We start from the raw sequence: 19039 nt of genomic DNA, 5'->3' as shown, positions 1-19039 counted from the left end.
TCAGACTCCCGCGACGCCAACGGTCATGCCGCCGCACACGTAGAGCACCTGGCCGGTCACGAAGCCGCTGCGCGCGTCGAGCAGATACGAGGCCGCGTGCGCGACGTCTTCGGGCGTGCCTACGCGCTTGACGGGCACAGCGTTGATGATCGCTTCGGTGCGCGGCGCGCCCGGCGGGTTGGCGCGGTCGAACAGTTCGGTACGGATCGGGCCCGGGCCGATTGCATTCGCGGTCACGCCGAATGCGCCGAGTTCGAGCGCCCAAACGCGCGTCATGCCGATCAAGGCGGCCTTGGTGGCCGAATAGGCCGTGCGCAGCTCTTTACCAAGCGCGGCGCGTGACGACATGTTGACGATGCGTCCGAAGCCCGCTGCCTTCATGCCGGGCAAGAGCGCCTGCATGCACTGCTGCGCGCAGCGCACGTTGAGGGCCCATGCGCGTTCGAGTTCTTCGAGCGACTGGTGTTCGGCATCGTTTGGCACGACCACGCCCACGTTGTTGATGAGGCGCGTGATCGGGCCGCCTTCCAGCGCGCGGGAGAGCGCGGCTGCCGTTGCCTTTGTGTCAGAGAGATCGGCGATGATCCCGTCGCCCACGCGGTCGATGACGACGGCCTCGTAACCGTCGGCCTCGCAGCGCGCGGCGCACGCGGCGCCGATGCCGGCGGCGCCGCCGGTAATCAGGACTCTTTCTTTAGCCATGTTTTTCAGGAATGCGGATAAAACAAAGGATAGCGAAGCAGTTCGTCAAACCGTGGCGACCGGCGTGACGGGCGAGCCCATGGCCCCAGGCAGTCGTAGCGGCGGGGCGGTGAGCATGAAGCGCGAGCGCTGGTGCTCGCGCAGCCACTGGGCGAGATCGCGCAAATACCAAAGCTCGCCCAGCGGCAGGCCGAGCTTGAAGAGGCAGTGGTGATGCAGCGGCATGAGCGGGTGATCGCCAGGTGCCGCGGGCTCGCGCGCGGGGTAACGCTCAACAGCGTAGTTGTCGGCGGCGAGCGCTGCGATGCCCGAATCGGTGATCCATTGCAGCAGGCGCTCATCGCGCCCGTCGAGTGCGCTGCAGTGGCTCGACAAAGCGGCTTCGTCGGGCTGGCGGTTCATTTCGAGCACCATCTCCGCGAAACCGGTGCGCAGCACGAGCATGTCGCCGCGCTCGACTTCCACGCCGTCGGCCTCGATCACGCGCATCAGGTCGTCGTAGCCCACGGTGCGAAACTCACGGCCAAAATGCGCGGCGAAATCGATCAGCACGCCGCGGCCTTGCATGCCCTTCACCGCGAGATGCTCGATACCGAGCACATCGGCATGGCTATGCTCGCCGCCGCACGCGTGAGGCGCGAAGTTGTCTTCCGCGCGATATTCCATCGGGCCGACCACGTCCACGTTTGCGCGATAGCCGTTGTAGTACACGCTCTCGGCCATGCCGTCGCCGTTGGCGTCGAAGCGCGCGCCAACGTGCGCGAGCGAATCCCACTGCGTGGAGTATTGAAGCGAGAGCAGCACCTGGTCGTCGCTCACCACGTCGGTCGCGCCCGCTTCGTTCCGCGCGAACGGGAAGTTCACATAGGGCAGGCCGTCGCGGAAGGTAGGGCGTAGCACCGGCGGATGGCGGCGCACGTTGAGCTTGCTGTCGCCGGGAAAGTCGAGCGGCAGCGAGAGCGTGAACGTGAGACCCGCGCGAATTTCCTGCGCGCCCTTGAGCACCTGCTCCGCGCCGATGAGATTGGGGCGCCCCAATTGATCGTCGGGACCGAAGTCGCCCCAGTTTGAGCCTTCCGGCCGGCTCTTCCAACGCATGCTTAACCCTCCACTTCAGGAATTCCGCGCTTCACGCATCGCTGCAGTCAGTGCCCGAGGCGTTTGACGTGCCTCAGGCGGCGAGGAGTGTCGGCGGGATTTGCGCGTACACCTCGAGCAGCGCCTTCACGGCGTTCTGCTCGTTCTTGAGAAGACGCGCCTTGGGCGCGCCGATGACGAGCGCAAACGCCTCGCCATGAATCAGGAAACCGCGTGCGAGGCCGGCTACGTCCTCCACGCTCTCGCCCGTCGAGCGATGCCAGCCGTCCGTCACGCCCTGCTCGACGTCGCGCTCGAACGCGCCGCGTTCGATCACCGCGCCATTGGCCGAGTGCAACTGCGGCTCGCAACTGTCGAGCAGTTTGCGGCGCGCGGCCGGGGCGAGCGCGCCGAGCAGCGCCTTGCCCGCGGCGCTCGCAATGGTCATGAAGCCGCCCGGCTCGTCGCTGTAGCGGATCTTCTGGCGCGACTCCATCACGTCGAGATAGACCACGCGGTTGCCCGCAAGCGTGGCGAGCGCAGCGGTTTCGCCCGTCGCGTCGCGCAACGCGGAAAGCAGCGGCTGGAACATCAGCGTGAGCGGGTCCTCGCTGCAGATGTCGCGCGCCACGTGCAAGAGACGCTGCGTGGGGTAGTAGCCCGCCTTGACGCCCGGCGCGTACAGATAGCCTTTGGCCACCATCGTCTGCAACAGCGCGTGGCAGCTCGACAGCGGGATCTCGGTTCGACGCGCAATCTCGCTGTAGATCATCGGTTGCCGGACTTCGGCAAAGAGGTTGATCACGTCGAAGACGCGCACTGCAGTTTTCACATCCATGAGAGCATTATCGGCATACCGATAACCAGCTGACAATACGATTACGGGTAAACACCTAAATCGACGCAATCACGGCCCACGCGGGCGGCGAGCGAACTGAGGGTTATCCCTTGGTTGACGCTAATGAACGACCGTTTCATAGTCCGCACCTTCCGGCATTTGTTCGATAAATGAAAGGTAGTTCGTAAGGCGAACGTTATCGCAAGCCACTTTCGCATCGGAAATGCCCGGGAAATGGCGCGTTCCGTTTTGGAAACCGCCGCTCGAAATCGAAATCTGGAGACGTCTCTTGGCCGCAACCTCCCTCGACACCCAGCACCGCCAGGCTCGCAAGGCGGGCATCGCTTCGTTCGTCGGCACGACGATCGAGTGGTACGACTTCTACGCGTACAGCACGGCGGCCGCGCTCGTGCTCGGCAAGCTCTTTTTCCCATCGACGAATGCGCTGATCGGCACGCTGGCCGCCTTCGCCTCGTTCTGGGTCGGCTTTCTCGCGCGCCCGATTGGCGGCATCGTGTTCGGCCATCTCGGCGACAAGGTGGGACGCAAGAAAACGCTGATCGTCACGCTCATGCTGATGGGCGGCTGCACCACGCTCATGGGCCTGTTGCCCACGTATAACCAGGTGGGCGTGCTCGCGCCGGTGCTGCTGATCCTGCTGCGTCTCACCCAGGGCATCGCCATGGGCGGCGAGTGGGGCGGCGCGGTCGTGCTTTCCTCGGAACATGCGCCCAAGGGCAAGGAGATTTTCTATTCGGCGTTCGCGCAGCAGGGCTCGCCCGCGGGCAATCTGCTCGCTACCGTCGCGTTTCTCGTGATTTCCATGCTGCCCGATCACCAGTTCATGACCTGGGGCTGGCGTGTGCCGTTCCTGTTGTCGGCGGTGCTGGTGGGCGTGGGGCTCTTCATTCGCATGAGCGTGGACGAGTCCCCGGCCATGAAGGAGTTGCAGGCGAAGAACAAGGTGGCGAAGCTGCCGATCGCCGAAGTGCTGCGCCATCACAAGGGCCTGGTGGCGATGGGCGTGGGCGCTTGCGTGATCGCGCTCTCGGCCACTTACTTCAAGACCACGTTTGCGCTTTCGTGGGCCGTGACTTCGATCGGCTTCGACCGCACGCAGTTCCTGAGCGTCATCACGTTCGCGATTGTCGTGCAGTTGATCGTGCAACCGTTCGGCGCAGTGCTCGCCACGAAGCTGGATCTCAAGAAAGCGATCATCTATATGCTCGTGCCCGAGATCGTTGCGTTGCCGCTGATGTTCTCGATGATCGCCACCGGCTCGACCAAACTCGCGATGATCGGCATGGCGCTCGCCTCGATTCCGCATTCGCTCTACTACGCGGCCATGGCGGGCATGCTGGCGAAGGCTTTCCCCGCGCAGGTGCGCTACACCGGCATTTCGCTCGCTTATCAGATTTGCGGCATGGTGTTCGCAGGGACGACGCCGATTCTCGGCCAGTACCTCTTGAGCGCCACCGGCAGCATTCTTTCCGTGGTCGCGCTGGGCGTGGTGCATGTGCTCATCACGCTGGTTTGCGCGCTGATGCTGGTCGCGCGCATGCAGAGCGAGGGCACGCTGGAGACGCAGCGCGCGGTGACGGCGCGGGTTTGATTCGCTAAATACCGATGATGCATGGCCGACGGGGCGCGGGCGATTGAGTCCGTGGCCCGTTTGCGTTTAGCCCCGACCGCTTAACCCCGCGCCTTCTCCGCCTCCTGGTACAGCTCGCGCAGCGACTGCCCGAAGGTGGCGTCGACATCGCGCAGCACGCCCGCGCGCGTGAACATCGCAACCGGCGGCAGCGTCCAGTCGAGCGTGTACGGCACGACCGCCACGCCCGCGAAGTGCACGAGTTCCTCGGCAATATCGGCGGGCACGATCGACACGGCGTTCTCGTTCGTGCTGATCATCTCGCCGATCAGCCGCGACGTGTAGCTCTCCACGATAGGCACGGGCGGCGCCACGCCCGCGTGCAGGAAGAGGTCGGAAATCTGCTCGCGGATGGGCGTGTGCGGCGCGCCCAGGATCCAGTCCAGTTCAACCAGCTTTTCCCAGTCGAGCTTGCCGCGCGCGAGCCGCGCCGCGAGCCGGCGGCTGGCGATGAGCCGCGGCTTTTGCTGATGCAGCACCTCGAAGCGCAACTGCGAGACATCGACAGCTGAAGACGCGCGCCCGATCACGATATCGAGCGTATGGTCGCGAAGCTGCGGCAGGAGCGCGTCGCTCGTGCCTTCGTGAATCGTCATGGTGACGCGTTGCGGCAGCCGCGACTGCGTGAGGCGAATGGCAGCGGCGAGCGTGCGCCCCGAGATGAACGGAATCACGCCCACGTGCACGCGCGTGGCGTGGCCGGCCACCACGGCTTCGATGTCGCGCGCGAGGTGGTCGAGGTCGTGCAGCATGGCCTGGGCACGCGCGAGCACCACGTTGCCGAGCGCCGTGGGCGTCATGCCGCGCGGCGTACGGTCGAAGAGCGGCGCGCCGAACATGCTCTCCATTTCAGCCAGCGCGTTGGTGACGGCGGGCTGGCTCGTCGCCATGTGTTCCGCCACGCGCGTGAGCGAGCCGTGCTGGCGGATCTGCAGGAGCAGGACCAGATGGCGCATTTTCAGGCGCGTATTCAACCGCCTCGTCACGTCGTCAATGCTGAAAGACACGATTCCCCAGGGTATTACAAAAAAATGATGGCCCCATACTAAATCAAAATGGCCACGTTATGAGGGCTCTCTAGAATCGCTTCATTCGAACACGCCGGGCCGCGCCAGCCTTGATCCACGCAGGTTGACGCGAGCCGGGCCCTTCCATATCGAGTGAGGAACATGAACAAGACCGATCGCCAGGCCGCTCTGGAATATCACGAATTTCCCACCCCGGGCAAGATTTCGGTGACGGCCAGCAAGCCGCTCGTCACCCAGCGCGACCTCGCGCTCGCCTATACGCCGGGCGTGGCCGTGGCCTGCGAGGAGATCGTCGACAATCCGCAGAACTCGTTCCGCTACACGGCGCGCGGCAATCTGGTGGGCGTGATCACGAACGGCACGGCCGTGCTCGGTCTCGGCAACATCGGCGCGCTGGCCTCCAAGCCGGTCATGGAAGGCAAGGCGGTGCTCTTCAAGAAGTTCGCCGGCATCGACGTGTTCGACATCGAAATCACCGAAAGCGATCCGGACAAGCTCGTGGACATCATCGCGAGCCTCGAAGCCACGTTCGGCGGCATCAATCTGGAAGACATCAAGGCCCCCGACTGCTTCACGGTCGAGCGCAAGCTGCGCGAACGCATGAAGATTCCGGTCTTCCACGACGATCAGCACGGCACCGCCATCACCGTTTCGGCCGCGTTCATGAACGGCCTGAAAGTGATCGGCAAGGACATTTCGAAGGTCAAGGTCGTGACTTCGGGCGCGGGCGCAGCGGCGCTGGCCTGTCTGGACCTCATGGTGGATATGGGCCTGCCGCTCAAGAACATCTGGGTGACCGACATCGACGGCGTGGTCTACCAGGGCCGCACGACGCTCATGGACCCGGACAAGGAACGCTTCGCGCAGGACACCTCCGCGCGCTCGCTTTCCGAAGTGATCGAAGGCGCGGACGTGTTCCTCGGCCTGTCGGCGGGCGGCGTGCTCAAGGCCGAAATGGTCAAGAAGATGGCGGACAAGCCGCTGATTCTCGCGCTCGCCAACCCCACGCCGGAAATTTTCCCCGAGGTCGCGCTCGAAGCGCGCCCGGACGCGGTGATCGCCACGGGCCGTTCGGACTTCCCGAACCAGGTCAACAACGTGCTGTGCTTCCCGTACATCTTCCGCGGCGCACTCGACGTGGGCGCGACGACCATCACGCGCGACATGGAAATCGCGGCGGTGCATGCGATCGCCAAGCTCGCGGAAGAAGAGTTGAACGATTCCGTGGCGGCCGCATACGGTGCCTATGACCTGCGTTTCGGCCCGAAGTACCTGATTCCGAAGCCGTTCGACTCGCGCCTGATCGTGCGTATCGCGCCGGCCGTTGCGAAGGCAGCGATGGAAGACGGCGTGGCCACGCGTCCGATCGACGACTTCGGCGCCTACACGAACGAGCTTCAGCAGTTCGTGTATCACTCGGGCGCGTTCATGAAGCCGATTTTCGCGGCCGCGAAGCAGTTCGTGCGTGACGGCAGCAAGTCGCGCATCGTGTTCGCCGAGGGCGAGGAAGAGCGCGTCCTGCGCGCGGTGCAGGTGATCGTCGACGAGAAGCTCGCGCGTCCGATCCTGATCGGCCGCCCCGAAGTGCTGCTCGCCCGCATCGAGAAGTTCGGTCTGCGCCTGAAGCTCGGCGAAGACGTGGAAGTCACGAACCCCGAGTACGACGAGCGCTTCCACCAGTACTGGACGACCTATTGGGAAATGCGCTGCCGCGACGGCATTTCGAAGGAAATGGCGCGCGTGGAAATGCGCCGCCGCCTGACGCTGATCGGCGCGATGATGGTGCGCCTGGGCGACGCGGACGGCATGGTGTGCGGCACGGTGGGCGCGTATCACGACCACCTGCGCTTCGTCGACGAGGTGATCGGCAAGCAGCGCAACGCGAACACGTACGCGGCGATGAACATCCTGCTGCTCGACAAGCGCACGGTCGCGATCGTCGACACGCACGTGAACGACAACCCGAACGCCGAGCAGATCGCCGAATTCACGCTGGCCGCGGCACGCCAGATGGAATGGCTGAATCTGCAGCCGAAGGTTGCGCTGCTCTCGCGTTCGAACTTCGGCTCCGGCAGTTCGGCTTCGGGCACGAAGATGCGTGAAGTGCTCAAGCTCGTGACGGAGAAGAATCCCGATCTGGAAATCGACGGCGAAATGCACGGCGACTGCGCGCTGGACGAAGCCCTGCGCCTGCGCATCCTCCCGCATTCGAAGCTCAAGGGCGCGGCGAACCTGCTCGTGTGCCCGAACGTGGACTCGGGCAACATCGCCTACAACCTGCTCAAGACGGGTGCGGGCAGCAACGTGGCGGTCGGTCCGTTCCTGCTGGGTGTGAATGCGCCGGTGAACGTGCTGACGTCGAGCTCGACGGTGCGACGCATCATCAACATGGCCGCTTTGACCGTGTTGCAGGCGAACCGCGACTAAACGCAGCCGCAGGACGCACGCAGTGCGTCCCGATGAAAAACGCGCGATGGCCTCTGGCTGTCGCGCGTTTTTTTCTTTGGCGGGTCAGCCGCGCGTTGCGGCGAGCTGTTCGTCGACCAGGCGGCGGGCTTCGCTGTAGCCGCCCATCAAGGCGTCGATATCGGAGTTGAAGGGCAGCCCGGCGGCGTTGTCGATTTTCAGCGGAGAGGGGAAGGAGAGCGCGTTGTTCGACTCGATGCTCACGACGGCCGTGTAGCGAGGCCGTTCGATTTCCGGGCGCTCGAGCGGGATCGTGCCATTCGCTTCGACGCCAACGCGGATTGTGTAGCCGCGATATTCATAGGTGCGATTCATGACTGCATTGCCGTACGGATTACAACTTGCAAGGGTACGGCGCGCGAGCTTAAGTCAACCTTACGCAAGCACCGTATGAGCTGGAAGGGACCTTATCACGTCGCGAGTGAATCGAGGCAAGACGAAAGGCGTTGAAAGGCGTTGGTTGGTAAGGCGGGCAAAGGATTATCGTCCGACGAAAAAAGCGGATTCGCAGGCGGCTTCCCTTAAGGTTCTCATCAGCTTGGAGCAGGCACGATCCCATGACGCTGCCCAGCTTCGCGCGTTGCCATGCGCCTGACATTCGCGAGGCGTAGGGTGTAACCAGCCAGACTCGATATCGTTGTCCGCGCAACTTTCTGGAGTGCAGCCCCATGAAGCCGCCGACCGATCGCCTCCACGCATACCTCTTCGTCGCTTCGCTTTCGGCGATCCTCATTCAGGTCGCCGTGTTCATTTCGATCCTGCTGCTGCACGTGCCGGAGCGCGCCTTCGAGTCGTCGCCGTTTCGCGTGGCCGTGGTCGCGGCGATAGGCTGCGTGCTGCTCGTCGTGCGCAGGCAGACGCGGCGCGCCACGCGCGAGGCCGAGTCCCGCAATCGCAGTCAGGCGAAGCTGCGTGCCACGCGCGCGGCATGCGCCTCGAAGCGCGCGGCCCGCGCGCCGCTGCGGGCACGCCATATCCGCAATGCCATGACGGCGGCTGCGGCCCGCTCGAGCGCACGTTGAGTCGCGAGGCGCGCGCTCGCCTCAGCCGTCCACCGGCGGGGCGGGCATCTCCAGATTGAGCTGGTAAAACGCGGCGTCGAGCCAGCGTCCGAACTTGAATCCCGCTTCCTTGATCGTGCCCGAGTGCGTGAAGCCCAGCTTGACGTGCAGCGCTATGCTGCCGGCATTCGCGGCGTCGATGCAGCCCACGAGCACGTGAATCTGTTCCTCGCGGGCGCGGCGGATCAACTCCAGCAGCAGGCGCTCGCCGAGGCCGCGGCCGCGCTGGTCGCGGTGCACGTAGACGCTGTGCTCGACCGTGTACTTGTTGGCGGGAAACGCGCGAAACGTGCCCCAGCTCGCGAAGCCGAGCAGCGTGCCGGCCTCGTCTACGGCGCCGACTACCGGAAAACCGTTCGCGCGCTTGGTGCCGAACCACGTGACCATGGCCTCGGGCGGACGTGGCTTGTAGTCGTAGAGCGCGGTCGAATTGACGATCGCGTCGTTGAGGATCTCGAGAATCGCCGACGCATGGTCCGTTTCGTTGCAATCGATGAAGCGCACGCCATCGCTCTGTGAGTTCGAATTCATAGGGAATCCTCTTTAAATGTATAGGGTGGAAGATCGAGGCGAATGACGCGGGTTTAGAGTCCGCTCGCGTCGCAAATGGCGACGACGTAGTGCGCGGCCTCCGAGCCTGGATTGCTGAAGATCAGCGGCTGATCGAGCCGCATGGCGAGGCAGTCGCCCGCATGAAGCGAATGCCGTTCATTGCCCAGCTCCACGTCGATCCGCCCTTTCATCACCCAGACCTGCTGGTGAATCACGTTCTCGCGGCTGCCGGTTTCGTAGGCTACGCGCGCGCCGGCCGGGAAATCCACTTCGACCAGTTGGATCGGCGAAGGCCAGTTGGGCGGCGACACGCTCCGGCGCGTATAGCCCGATTGCGGGTCGCGCCACTGTGCCTGCTGCACGCGGCGCACCAGCGGCTCGGCGGGCGCACTCTCGCTGCTTGCGCCGAAGAGGCTCGCCATCGAGACCGAAAGCCCCGCCGCGAGCTTTTCCAGCACCACGGCCGTGGGGCTGGCGGCGCCGCGCTCGATCATCGAGATCATCGAACGGCTCACGCCGCTGCGCGTGGCCAGCGCGTCGAGCGTCAGACCGCGCGTGGCGCGCAAGTCGCGCACACAGCGGGCAATGCGCTCGTTGATGCCGGCGTCGGTCGGGTTGTCCATTGCGTCTGTTTCCAAGATGATGGAGCTATTATCTAGTAAATTGGAAATTACGGTCAATAAAAAAGCGTGCGGCCCAGTATCAGGGCCACACGCTCGCCCAGCAGGGTTACTGTTTTTCCGGCAGGAACCAGTTCATGACGAGCGCGCAGATGCCGCCCGTTGCGACGCCCGACTCCAGCACGTTCTTGAGCGCATGCGGGAGGCTGGTCAGAATCTCCGGCACCTGCGAGACGCCCAGGCCCAGCGCCAGCGACACCGCGATGATGAGCAGGGCGCGGCGGTCGAGGCGGGTGCCCGCGAGGATGTTGATGCCGGAAGCGGCCACCGCGCCGAACATCACCATGGCCGCGCCGCCCAGCACGGGTTCGGGCACGGCCTGCAGCACGCCGGCCACGGGCGGGAAGAGGCCCAGCACGACGAGCATGCCCGCGATCCAGAGGCCGACGTGGCGGCTGGCAATGCCGGTGAGCTGGATGACGCCGTTGTTCTGCGCGAACACGGAGCTGGGAAACGTGTTGAAAAAGCCGGCGAGCAGCGAATTGAAGCCGTTCACGAGCACGCCGCCCTTGATGCGCCGCATCCACACGGGACCTTCCACCGGCTCTTTCGACACCTTGCTGGTGGCGGTGACGTCGCCGATCGCTTCGAGCGAGGTCACGAGGTAGATGATCAGCATGGGCACGAAGAGCGACCACGAGAAGCCCAGGCCGAAATGCAGCGGGGTCGGAATCTGGAACAGCGCGGCTTCGCGCGCGCCGGTGAAGTCGAGCCGACCCATTGCGCCCGCAACGATATAGCCGATGGCGAGTGCAATGACGAGCGCCGTGCTGCGCACCCAGACGACAGGCACGCGGTTGAGCACGATGATGGTGCCGAGCACGAGGCCCGAGAGCGTGAGGTTCTGGACGCTCGCGAAGTTGCCCTTGGCGATGGCGCCGTAGCCCCCGCCCATGCTGATGAGGCCGACCTTGATGAGCGTGAGCCCGATCAGCAGCACGACGATGCCGGTGACGAGCGGGGTGATGAGGCGCTTGATGAAGGGCAGGATGCGCGACACCGCCATTTCGACGAACGAGCCCGCAATGACGACGCCGAAGATGGCGGCCATCACGGTTTCGACGGCCGCGCCTTGCTTGACCATCAGGCTGCCGCCCGCGATGAGCGGGCCCACGAAGTTGAAGCTCGTGCCCTGCACGATGAGCAGGCCCGCGCCGAGCGGCCCGACGCGCTTGCATTGCAGGAACGTGGCGATGCCGGAAATCACCAGCGACATCGAGACGATCAGCGTCGTGTCGCGGCTGGAGACACCCAGCGCCTGGCAGATCAGGAGCCCCGGCGTGACGATGGGCACGAGGATCGCGAGCAGATGCTGGAGCGCGGCCACGAAGGCGATGGTGGGCGCGGGGCGGTCGTTGGGGCCGTAGACGAGGTCGTGGGTGGTTTCGGTGTCGTTCGCGCCGCGGGTAGCGGCGGGCGTGGTCGATGGAGCGGATTGCATCGGGCGCGGCGGGTGAAAAGGGAAAGCGCAGCATTTTAACGGAAGCTCCGTGCGAACCCTGGGGCGCCTGTGACTTGCTAATCCATTGCACCCGCCATCCGCCGCCTCTATTTACCGTTGCGCGCCCGTGCCTGCTCGGCGAGCGCCTTGTAGTCGTAGGTCGGATAAAACTCCGTGTGATAGCCGCCCCATGCGGTTTGCTCGATCGCGCGGTTCACCTCGCGCAGGCGGTCGGCGGGCACGCGCAGCGTGACGACCTGGCCGATCCCCATCATCACGTACCACGAGACGACTTCGATGCCGGGCGGCGGGAAGGCCTTGTAGAAACCCTGTTCCGCGAGTTGCTGATTGATCTTCGGCAGAGGCTTCGACTCGTCGTGCTTCAGGAAGATCGTCAGGAGGAAGGTGCCGTCGCCAGCGGGTGTGGCGGAGGCGGCGGGCGCGGCGGGGGGCGTATCGGCGGGGTTCGTTTGTGCGGCGGCGGGAAGCGGTGCCAACAGCGGGGCCCACAGCGGGGCCAGCATGGCAGTCACGGCGGCACGTGCTATCCATTTGCGTACGGGATGCATCGGCTTTCTCCTGAATCGGGTGGGCAAGCCCTTACAATAGGTCGGTCCTCACTTGCATGCCAAACGAGCCAATGACACGAGATCCTCGCCTCACCCTGAACGCGCGCCAGCAGGAAATGCTCGAATGGGTGCAACGCGACGGCTTCGTCACGGTCGACGATCTCGCCTCGCATTTCGACGTCACGCCGCAAACCATTCGCCGCGACGTGAACTGGCTCGCCGACATGAATCTGCTGCGCCGCTATCACGGCGGCGCGAGCCTGCCCACGAGTTCGGAGAACGTCTCGTACAGCGCGCGGCAGCATATGTTCCATGAGGAGAAGCGCCGCATCGCCGCCCTTGCGGCCCAGCACATTCCCGATCAGGCATCGCTCTTCATCAACCTGGGCACGACGACCGAGGAAGTCGCGCGCGCGCTCAATCATCATCAGGGCCTGCGCGTCGTCACGAACAACCTCAACGTGGCGAGCGTGATGAGCGGCTACCCCGACTGCGAAGTGATGATCACGGGCGGCGTCGTGCGGCCCTGGGACAAAGGGATCGTCGGCGAGCACACCATCGACTTCATCCGCCAGTTCAAGGTGGATTACGCGATCATCGGCACCTCGGCCATCGAGACCGACGGCACGCTGCGCGACTTCGACACGCGCGAAGTCCGCGTGGCGCAGGCCATCATCGAGCATGCGCGCACGGTCTATCTCGTGGCCGATCATTCGAAAGTCGGCCGCCCGGCGCTCGTACGCCAGGGGCACCTGAGCCAGATCCACGCTCTCTTCACCGACCAGCCGCTGCCCGAGGAAATGAACGAGGCGGTGCTCGCCGCGGGCACGCAGGTTCACGTCGCCGCGTAAGCCGCGGGTTTTCGTACGCGCTTTTTCCCGGCGCGTCGTCCGCGCGTTTTCTCCATCTCCGATCTGAAATCCAGCGCGTTTCGCGAGTGGGCTCGGTATTGCCCGACGACAACGCGTTGGCGCCCCGTTTTCATTCGCGCCTGACGAACGTTCGATAATGTCCGATGTATGTTCGTTTACGCACTGCTTTCGATCAAAAATCCCGTAAACCGAACCTTTACTTTTTCGTTCATGTTCGATAAATTTCGAATTCGAACATTTCGAGGTTCGTTTTTCTTTCAGGGACACAGCAGGGTGACTCAACAGAACCGGTACGATCTGCTCGTCGTGGGCGGCGGGATCAACGGCGCGGGTATCGCGCGCGACGCGGCCGGCCGCGGGTTGTCGGTGCTCCTTTGCGAGCAGGACGATCTCGCCTCGCATACCTCGTCGTCCAGCACCAAGCTGATTCACGGCGGCCTGCGCTATCTCGAGTACAAGGAATTCGGGCTCGTGCGCAAGGCGCTGCAGGAGCGTGAAACGCTGCTGCGCGCAGCGCCTCACATCATGTGGCCGCTGCGTTTCGTCATGCCGCACATGCCGAATCTGCGTCCCGCCTGGCTCATTCGCATGGGCCTGTTTCTCTACGACCATCTCGCGAAGCGCGAACTGCTGCCAGGCTCGCGCGGCATCGACATGCGCCGCCATGCGGCAGGTGAGCCGCTCATCGACTCGATCCGGCGCGGCTTCGTGTATTCGGACGGCTGGGTCGACGACGCGCGCCTCGTCGTGCTCAACGCGCTCGACGCGCAGGAGCGCGGCGCGCAAATCCTCACGCGCACGAAGCTCGTTTCCGCCGTGCGCACGAATCCCGCGAACGGCGCGGATAGCGAATGGCAGGCGCTCCTGCGCCGCCCGGACGGCAGCACCTTCGACGTGCGCGCCCGCGCCATCGCCAACGCTGCCGGCCCGTGGGTGGGCGAGGTGCTGCATGGTGCGCTCGGGCGCGGCGCGCAGCACAGCGTGCGGCTCGTGAAGGGCAGCCATATCGTCACGAAGCGCCTGTTCGAGCACGACCACGCGTACATCTTCCAGAACCCGGACAAGCGCATCATCTTCGCGATTCCGTACGAGCACGACTTCACGCTTATTGGCACGACCGACGTGGAGTATCACAACGACCCCGCGAAGGTTTCGATCGACGGCGACGAAACGCGCTATCTGTGCGAGTCGATCAATCGTTATTTCAAACGCAAGATCTCTCCGGCCGACGTGCAATGGACTTACTCGGGCGTGCGTCCGCTGCTCGAGGAAGAGGGCGCGGAGAATGCGTCCGCCGTCACCCGCGACTACAAGCTCGAACTCGACGAAACCGCTGGCGCGCCGCTGCTTTCGGTGTTCGGCGGCAAGATCACGACCTTCCGCAAGCTCGCGGAAGAGGCTTCGGACATGCTGTGCCGCGTGCTCGGCCACACTGCGCCTTCGTGGACGGCGGGCGCGCCGCTGCCCGGCGGCGATATCGCGAACGCGCGTTTCGAGCCCTTTGCGCAGGACTTCGCGAAACGCCATGCGTGGCTGCCTGCCGCGCTGGCGCGCCGCTACGCACGCGCCTACGGCACGCGCGCAGAGCGGCTCCTCGACAACGCGCAATCGCTCGCGGACCTCGGCTGCGAAGTCGCACCGGGCATCTTTGAGGCCGAATTGCGCTACCTGCGCAACGCCGAATGGGCCACGCGCGCCGAAGACGTGTTGTGGCGCCGCTCGAAGCTGGGCCTCCATGTCGCGCCGGGCACGCTCAATGGCGTGGCCGCCGCAATCGATCACTGGTTTGCCGCAACAAGCGCGACGGCGACCGCGCAGCACTGAAGTTCGCCGGCATCACGCAAGGTGAAGCACGTACCCCCCACGCGCCGTCCCGCGGCGCGTGATCACAACTAGTACAGACGGAGATGAGAGACATGCAGGAACAGTACATTCTTGCGCTCGACCAGGGCACCACGAGTTCGCGCGCCATGCTTTTCGACCGCCAGGGCAACATCGTTTCGGTCGCCCAGAAAGAGTTCGAACAGATTTATCCGCAGCCGGGCTGGGTCGAGCACGATCCGCAGGAAATCTGGTCGACGCAGGCGGGCGTTGCCGCCGAGGCCGTGACGCGCGCCGGCATGAACGGCACCAACATCGCCGCGATCGGCATTACTAACCAGCGCGAGACGACGATTGTCTGGGACCGGGAGACGGGCCATCCCATCTATAACGCCATCGTGTGGCAGGACCGCCGCACGGCCGACTTCTGCGACTCGCTCAAGGCGCGCGGCCTCGAAGAGAAAGTGCGTGCGAAAACGGGTCTGCCGATCGATTCGTACTTCTCGGCAACCAAGATTCGCTGGATTCTCGACAACGTGCCCGGTGCACGCGAAAAAGCGCGTCAAGGCAAGCTCGCGTTCGGCACCGTGGACAGCTGGCTCGTGTGGAACTTCACGAAGCACGAACTGCACGTGACCGACGTGACGAATGCGTCGCGCACCATGCTCTTCAATATTCACACGCGCCAATGGGACGACGAGCTGCTCGACGCGCTCGAAATTCCGCGCAGCATGCTGCCCGAAGTCCGTTCGTCATCCGAAATTTATGGTCCGACCAAGACCACGGTGTTCGCCTCGAAGATCCCGCTGGCCGGCATCGCGGGCGACCAGCAGGCCGCGATGTTCGGCCAGATGTGCACGAGCACGGGCATGGTGAAGAACACCTACGGCACGGGCTGCTTCCTGATGATGAACACGGGCACGAAGCCCATCGAGTCGAAGAACAACCTCGTCACGACCATCGCCTGGCAGATCGGCGACGAGGTCAACTATGCGCTCGAAGGCAGCATCTTCATCGCGGGCGCCGTGGTGCAGTGGCTGCGCGACGGCATGGGCATCATCAAGAGTGCGCCGGAAATCGAAGCGCTCGCCGCAAGCGTGCCGCATACGGATGGTGTGTACCTCGTGCCGGCGTTCGCGGGCCTCGGCGCGCCGCACTGGAATGCGCACGCACGCGGCACGCTGTTCGGCGTGACGCGCGGCACGACTTCGGCGCATCTCGCGCGCGCGGCGCTCGATTCGATCGCGTACCAGTCGCTCGACGTGCTGGCGGCGATGGAAGCGGATTCGGGCATCAGCGTGGGCGAGCTGCGCGTGGACGGCGGCGCGAGCGCGAACAACCTGCTCATGCAGTTCCAGGCGGATCTGCTCGGCGTGGATGCGGTGCGTCCGAAGATCACCGAAACCACGGCGCTCGGCGCGGCCTACCTCGCAGGCCTCGCAACCGGCTACTGGCAGAACGTGGGCGAACTGCAGAGCCAGTGGAAGCTCGACCGTCGTTTCGCGCCGTCGATGCAGGGCGCGCAGGTGGACGCCTGTCGCGCAGGCTGGCAGCGTGCGGTGCGCGCGGCCAAGGCCTGGGCGGACGACTCGCACTGAGCAGCGCAGTCAGTTTTACAACATACAAGCATAACTAATTAACATAACCCGCAGCGGGATCGCATGCGCTTCGTGCGCATGCACCGCGCGGGCAGAGAGAGACTACGACAATCATGTCACCCTATATTGCGGAATTCATTGGCACGGCCATTCTCGTGCTGCTCGGTAACGGCGCCGTTGCAAACGTGCTGCTGGCAAAAACGAAGGGCAAGGGCGCCGACCTCATCGTCATCGTGATGGGCTGGGCCATGGCCGTGTTCGTGGCGGTCTACGTGACTGCCTCGTTCAGCGGCGCGCACCTCAACCCGATCGTCACGATCAGCCTCGCGCTCGCGGGCAAGTTCGCGTGGTCGAAGGTCGGAGGTTATATCGCGGCGCAGATGCTCGGCGGTATGGCGGGCGCCCTGCTCGTGTGGCTTGCCTATCGACAGCACTTTGCGAACGAAGCCGACCCGGATATCAAGCTCGCGGTGTTTTGCACGGCCCCCGCTATTCGCAGCAAGCGGCACAACGTGTTGACGGAAGCGATCTGCACCTTCGTGCTGATCCTCGGCGTGCTCTATCTGGCCTCGCCGCAGGTGGGACTCGGCGCGCTCGACGCGTTGCCTGTGGGCTTGCTCGTGCTCGGCATCGGCATTTCGCTCGGCGGCCCGACCGGCTACGCGATGAGCCCGGCGCGCGATCTGTCGCCGCGCATCATGCACGCGCTGCTGCCGATCCCGGGCAAGCGCGACAGCGACTGGCGCTATGCGTGGATTCCGGTGTTCGGGCCGCTTGCCGGCGGTGCCGCTGCGGCCGGTCTCTATCATTACCTGCACGCGATGCACTAACCGCGCTCACCGAGTTGCCCCGTAGCGCGCCTGCGAGCCAGGCGCGTTGCAGTGCACAAAGCCCGCGTACGCCACGGCGTTCGCGGGCTTTTGTTTTTCCGCGTACCCACGACGCATAACGCGACAAAGGGCGCGATCCGGTTTCGCTATCGCCTCATGCGGCTTTCGGATTGTTCGGCTATCGCGGCACACCTATATTGGCTGTCAACGATCCATTCCAATATCAGGAGACGCCGCATGAAGCTGGTCCGTTGGGGCAGTAAGGGGGCTGAAAAGCCGGGTGTGATCGATAACGAGGGGCGCGTGCGCGATCTCTCCAGTGTCACGCCGGACGTGGCGGGCAAAGGTCTAGGTTCGGCCGCGCTGCGCCAACTCGCCAGCTGCGATCTCGCCGCCTTGCCGCTCGTTCCCGCCGACACCCGCCTGGGTCCGTGCGTGGGCAGCGTCGGCAAGATCGTCTGCGTGGGCCTCAATTATTCCGACCACGCCGCCGAATCGAACATGCCTGTGCCCACGGAGCCCGTGCTCTTCCTCAAGGCAACGAGTTCCATCACCGGCCCGAATGACGACGTGCTGATTCCGCCGGGCGCGAAGAAGGTCGACTGGGAAGTCGAGCTGGGCGTCGTGATCGGCGAAGAAGCGCGCAACGTGCCGCGCGAGCGCGCGCTCGACTATGTGGCCGGTTATTGCGTGGTCAACGATGTCTCCGAGCGCGCATGGCAGATCGAGCGCGGCGGCCAGTGGGACAAGGGCAAGGGCTACGACACCTTCGCGCCGCTCGGCCCCTGGCTCGTCACGCGCGACGAGATCGCCGACCCGCAGGCGCTCGACATGTGGCTCGAAGTCGACGGCAAACGCTACCAGAACGGCAATACGCGCACGATGATCTTCGACGTGGCCACGCTCGTTTCGTATATCAGCCAGTTCATGAGCCTGCAGCCTGGCGACGTGATCTCGACCGGCACGCCGCCGGGCGTCGGCATGGGGCAGAAGCCGGAGCCCATCTATTTGCGCGCGGGACAGACCATGCGGCTGGGCGTGAGCGGCCTGGGCGAACAACAGCAACGCCTCGTGGCGGAACAAGGAGGGCAGGCGCAATGAATCAACTGGATCTGAACAATCGCGTGATGGTCGTGACGGGCGGCGCGCGCGGTCTGGGTTATGCCGTGGCGCAGCGGGCATTGCGTTCGGGCGCGTCGGTCGCGCTCTGGGACATCGACGCCGAACGGCTCGAACGCGCGCGCGCCGAGTTGTCGGAGCTGGGCAACGTTTCGGTGGTGACGGTCGAGTTGACCGACGAAGCCTCGGTCGAGGCGGCCGCACAGCAAACCGTGAAAACGCACGGCGCGATTCACGCGCTCGTGAACAGCGCGGGCATCACGGGCGGCAATGGCCTCACGTGGGAACTGCCCGTAGACGTGTGGCGCCGCGTAATCGAAGTAAATCTGATCGGCAGCTACCTCACCTGCCGCGCCGTGGTGCCGCGCATGATCGAGCAGGGCTACGGGCGCATCGTCAATATCGCCTCGGTGGCCGGCAAGGAAGGCAATCCGAATGCTTCGCACTACAGTGCATCGAAGGCCGGGCTCATCGGGCTGACCAAGTCGCTCGGCAAGGAGCTTGCCACGAAGGGCGTGCTCGTCAATGCCGTGACGCCGGCGGCGGCCAAGACCGAGATTTTCGATTCGATGTCGCAGCAGCATATCGACTACATGCTCGCGAAGATCCCGATGAACCGCTTCCTCATGCCGGACGAGGCGGCCGCGATGATCGTCTGGCTCACGACGGAAGACTGCGCGTTCAGCACCGGCTCGGTATTCGATCTTTCGGGCGGACGCGCGACATACTGAGGC

Annotated in this window: 18 protein-coding genes; 9 read left to right on the top strand and 9 right to left on the bottom strand. The window is 64.5% G+C overall.

Annotated features, from left to right (window positions below; all coding sequences use genetic code 11):
- The 3 genes from E1N52_RS03940 to E1N52_RS03930 all read right to left on the bottom strand — a co-directional run bounded on the left by E1N52_RS03940 (nt 1) and on the right by E1N52_RS03930 (nt 2617).
- Entirely contained in the window at nt 1–702 is a 702-nt protein-coding gene (locus E1N52_RS03940) for an SDR family oxidoreductase (RefSeq protein ID WP_133180356.1), read from the bottom strand.
- 45 nt (nt 703–747) lie between these two features.
- Nucleotides 748–1800, bottom strand: coding sequence for a cyclase family protein (locus tag E1N52_RS03935; protein ID WP_133180354.1), 1053 nt, complete (start codon nt 1798–1800; stop codon nt 748–750).
- 73 nt (nt 1801–1873) lie between these two features.
- Nucleotides 1874–2617, bottom strand: a complete 744-nt coding sequence (locus E1N52_RS03930) for an IclR family transcriptional regulator (protein ID WP_069266121.1) — start codon at nt 2615–2617, stop codon at nt 1874–1876.
- 289 nt (nt 2618–2906) lie between these two features.
- On the opposite strand from E1N52_RS03930, the gene E1N52_RS03925 reads away from it, so the two are divergent.
- Nucleotides 2907–4229, top strand: coding sequence for an MFS transporter (locus E1N52_RS03925; RefSeq protein WP_205965560.1), 1323 nt, complete (start codon nt 2907–2909; stop codon nt 4227–4229).
- A gap of 80 nt (nt 4230–4309) precedes the next feature.
- Here E1N52_RS03925 and E1N52_RS03920 read toward each other — a convergent pair whose 3' ends face one another.
- A complete protein-coding gene (locus tag E1N52_RS03920) occupies nt 4310–5275 on the bottom strand; it encodes a LysR family transcriptional regulator (protein ID WP_110385878.1) in 966 nt (321 codons plus the stop codon).
- A gap of 162 nt (nt 5276–5437) precedes the next feature.
- Here E1N52_RS03920 and E1N52_RS03915 point away from each other — a divergent pair, with 162 nt between their 5' ends.
- Entirely contained in the window at nt 5438–7723 is a 2286-nt protein-coding gene (locus E1N52_RS03915) for an NADP-dependent malic enzyme (RefSeq protein WP_133180350.1), read from the top strand.
- Nucleotides 7724–7807: 84 nt separating this feature from the next.
- On the opposite strand, the gene E1N52_RS03910 is transcribed toward E1N52_RS03915, so the two are convergent.
- Complete coding sequence (locus tag E1N52_RS03910; protein WP_133180349.1) at nt 7808–8077, bottom strand: hypothetical protein; 270 nt, start codon at nt 8075–8077, stop codon at nt 7808–7810.
- 353 nt (nt 8078–8430) lie between these two features.
- Between E1N52_RS03910 and E1N52_RS03905 the strand changes: the two genes are divergently transcribed.
- Nucleotides 8431–8784: a hypothetical protein gene (locus E1N52_RS03905; protein ID WP_133180347.1), complete on the top strand. Its 354-nt coding sequence runs from the start codon at nt 8431–8433 to the stop codon at nt 8782–8784.
- Between the two features lie 21 nt (nt 8785–8805).
- Here E1N52_RS03905 and E1N52_RS03900 read toward each other — a convergent pair whose 3' ends face one another.
- The 4 genes from E1N52_RS03900 to E1N52_RS03885 all read right to left on the bottom strand — a co-directional run bounded on the left by E1N52_RS03900 (nt 8806) and on the right by E1N52_RS03885 (nt 12065).
- Nucleotides 8806–9354 carry a GNAT family N-acetyltransferase gene (locus E1N52_RS03900; RefSeq protein WP_133180345.1) on the bottom strand — a complete coding sequence of 183 codons (549 nt, stop codon included), beginning with the start codon at nt 9352–9354 and terminating at the stop codon, nt 8806–8808.
- A gap of 53 nt (nt 9355–9407) precedes the next feature.
- Complete coding sequence (locus tag E1N52_RS03895; RefSeq protein ID WP_133180343.1) at nt 9408–9998, bottom strand: helix-turn-helix domain-containing protein; 591 nt, start codon at nt 9996–9998, stop codon at nt 9408–9410.
- 106 nt (nt 9999–10104) lie between these two features.
- Entirely contained in the window at nt 10105–11496 is a 1392-nt protein-coding gene (locus tag E1N52_RS03890) for a uracil-xanthine permease family protein (RefSeq protein ID WP_133180341.1), read from the bottom strand.
- A gap of 107 nt (nt 11497–11603) precedes the next feature.
- Complete coding sequence (locus E1N52_RS03885; RefSeq protein WP_133180339.1) at nt 11604–12065, bottom strand: hypothetical protein; 462 nt, start codon at nt 12063–12065, stop codon at nt 11604–11606.
- 71 nt (nt 12066–12136) lie between these two features.
- Here E1N52_RS03885 and E1N52_RS03880 point away from each other — a divergent pair, with 71 nt between their 5' ends.
- The 6 genes from E1N52_RS03880 (at nt 12137) to E1N52_RS03855 (ending at nt 19036) form a co-directional block, all read left to right on the top strand.
- Entirely contained in the window at nt 12137–12916 is a 780-nt protein-coding gene (locus E1N52_RS03880) for a DeoR/GlpR family DNA-binding transcription regulator (RefSeq protein WP_133180338.1), read from the top strand.
- Nucleotides 12917–13210: 294 nt separating this feature from the next.
- Entirely contained in the window at nt 13211–14761 is a 1551-nt protein-coding gene (glpD, locus tag E1N52_RS03875; RefSeq protein WP_133180336.1) for a glycerol-3-phosphate dehydrogenase, read from the top strand.
- A 92-nt stretch (nt 14762–14853) separates the two neighbouring features.
- A complete protein-coding gene (glpK, locus tag E1N52_RS03870) occupies nt 14854–16356 on the top strand; it encodes a glycerol kinase GlpK (RefSeq protein WP_165979328.1) in 1503 nt (500 codons plus the stop codon).
- Nucleotides 16357–16469: 113 nt separating this feature from the next.
- On the top strand, nt 16470–17186 hold the full coding sequence (locus E1N52_RS03865) for an MIP/aquaporin family protein (protein ID WP_028203061.1): 717 nt from the start codon (nt 16470–16472) through the stop codon (nt 17184–17186).
- A 237-nt stretch (nt 17187–17423) separates the two neighbouring features.
- Nucleotides 17424–18287, top strand: coding sequence for a fumarylacetoacetate hydrolase family protein (locus E1N52_RS03860; RefSeq protein WP_133180333.1), 864 nt, complete (start codon nt 17424–17426; stop codon nt 18285–18287).
- Nucleotides 18284–19036 (top strand): SDR family NAD(P)-dependent oxidoreductase, encoded by a 753-nt coding sequence (locus E1N52_RS03855; protein WP_133180331.1) that lies wholly within the window; start codon nt 18284–18286, stop codon nt 19034–19036. Before E1N52_RS03860 ends, E1N52_RS03855 begins: the two co-directional genes overlap by 4 nt.
- Nucleotides 19037–19039: the final 3 nt, after the last annotated feature.

The organism is Paraburkholderia guartelaensis, from assembly GCF_004353905.1.
Taxonomy (GTDB): domain Bacteria; phylum Pseudomonadota; class Gammaproteobacteria; order Burkholderiales; family Burkholderiaceae; genus Paraburkholderia; species Paraburkholderia guartelaensis.
The sequence above is the reverse complement of the archived record's forward strand: the minus strand, read 5'-3'. Positions and strand labels throughout refer to the sequence as shown.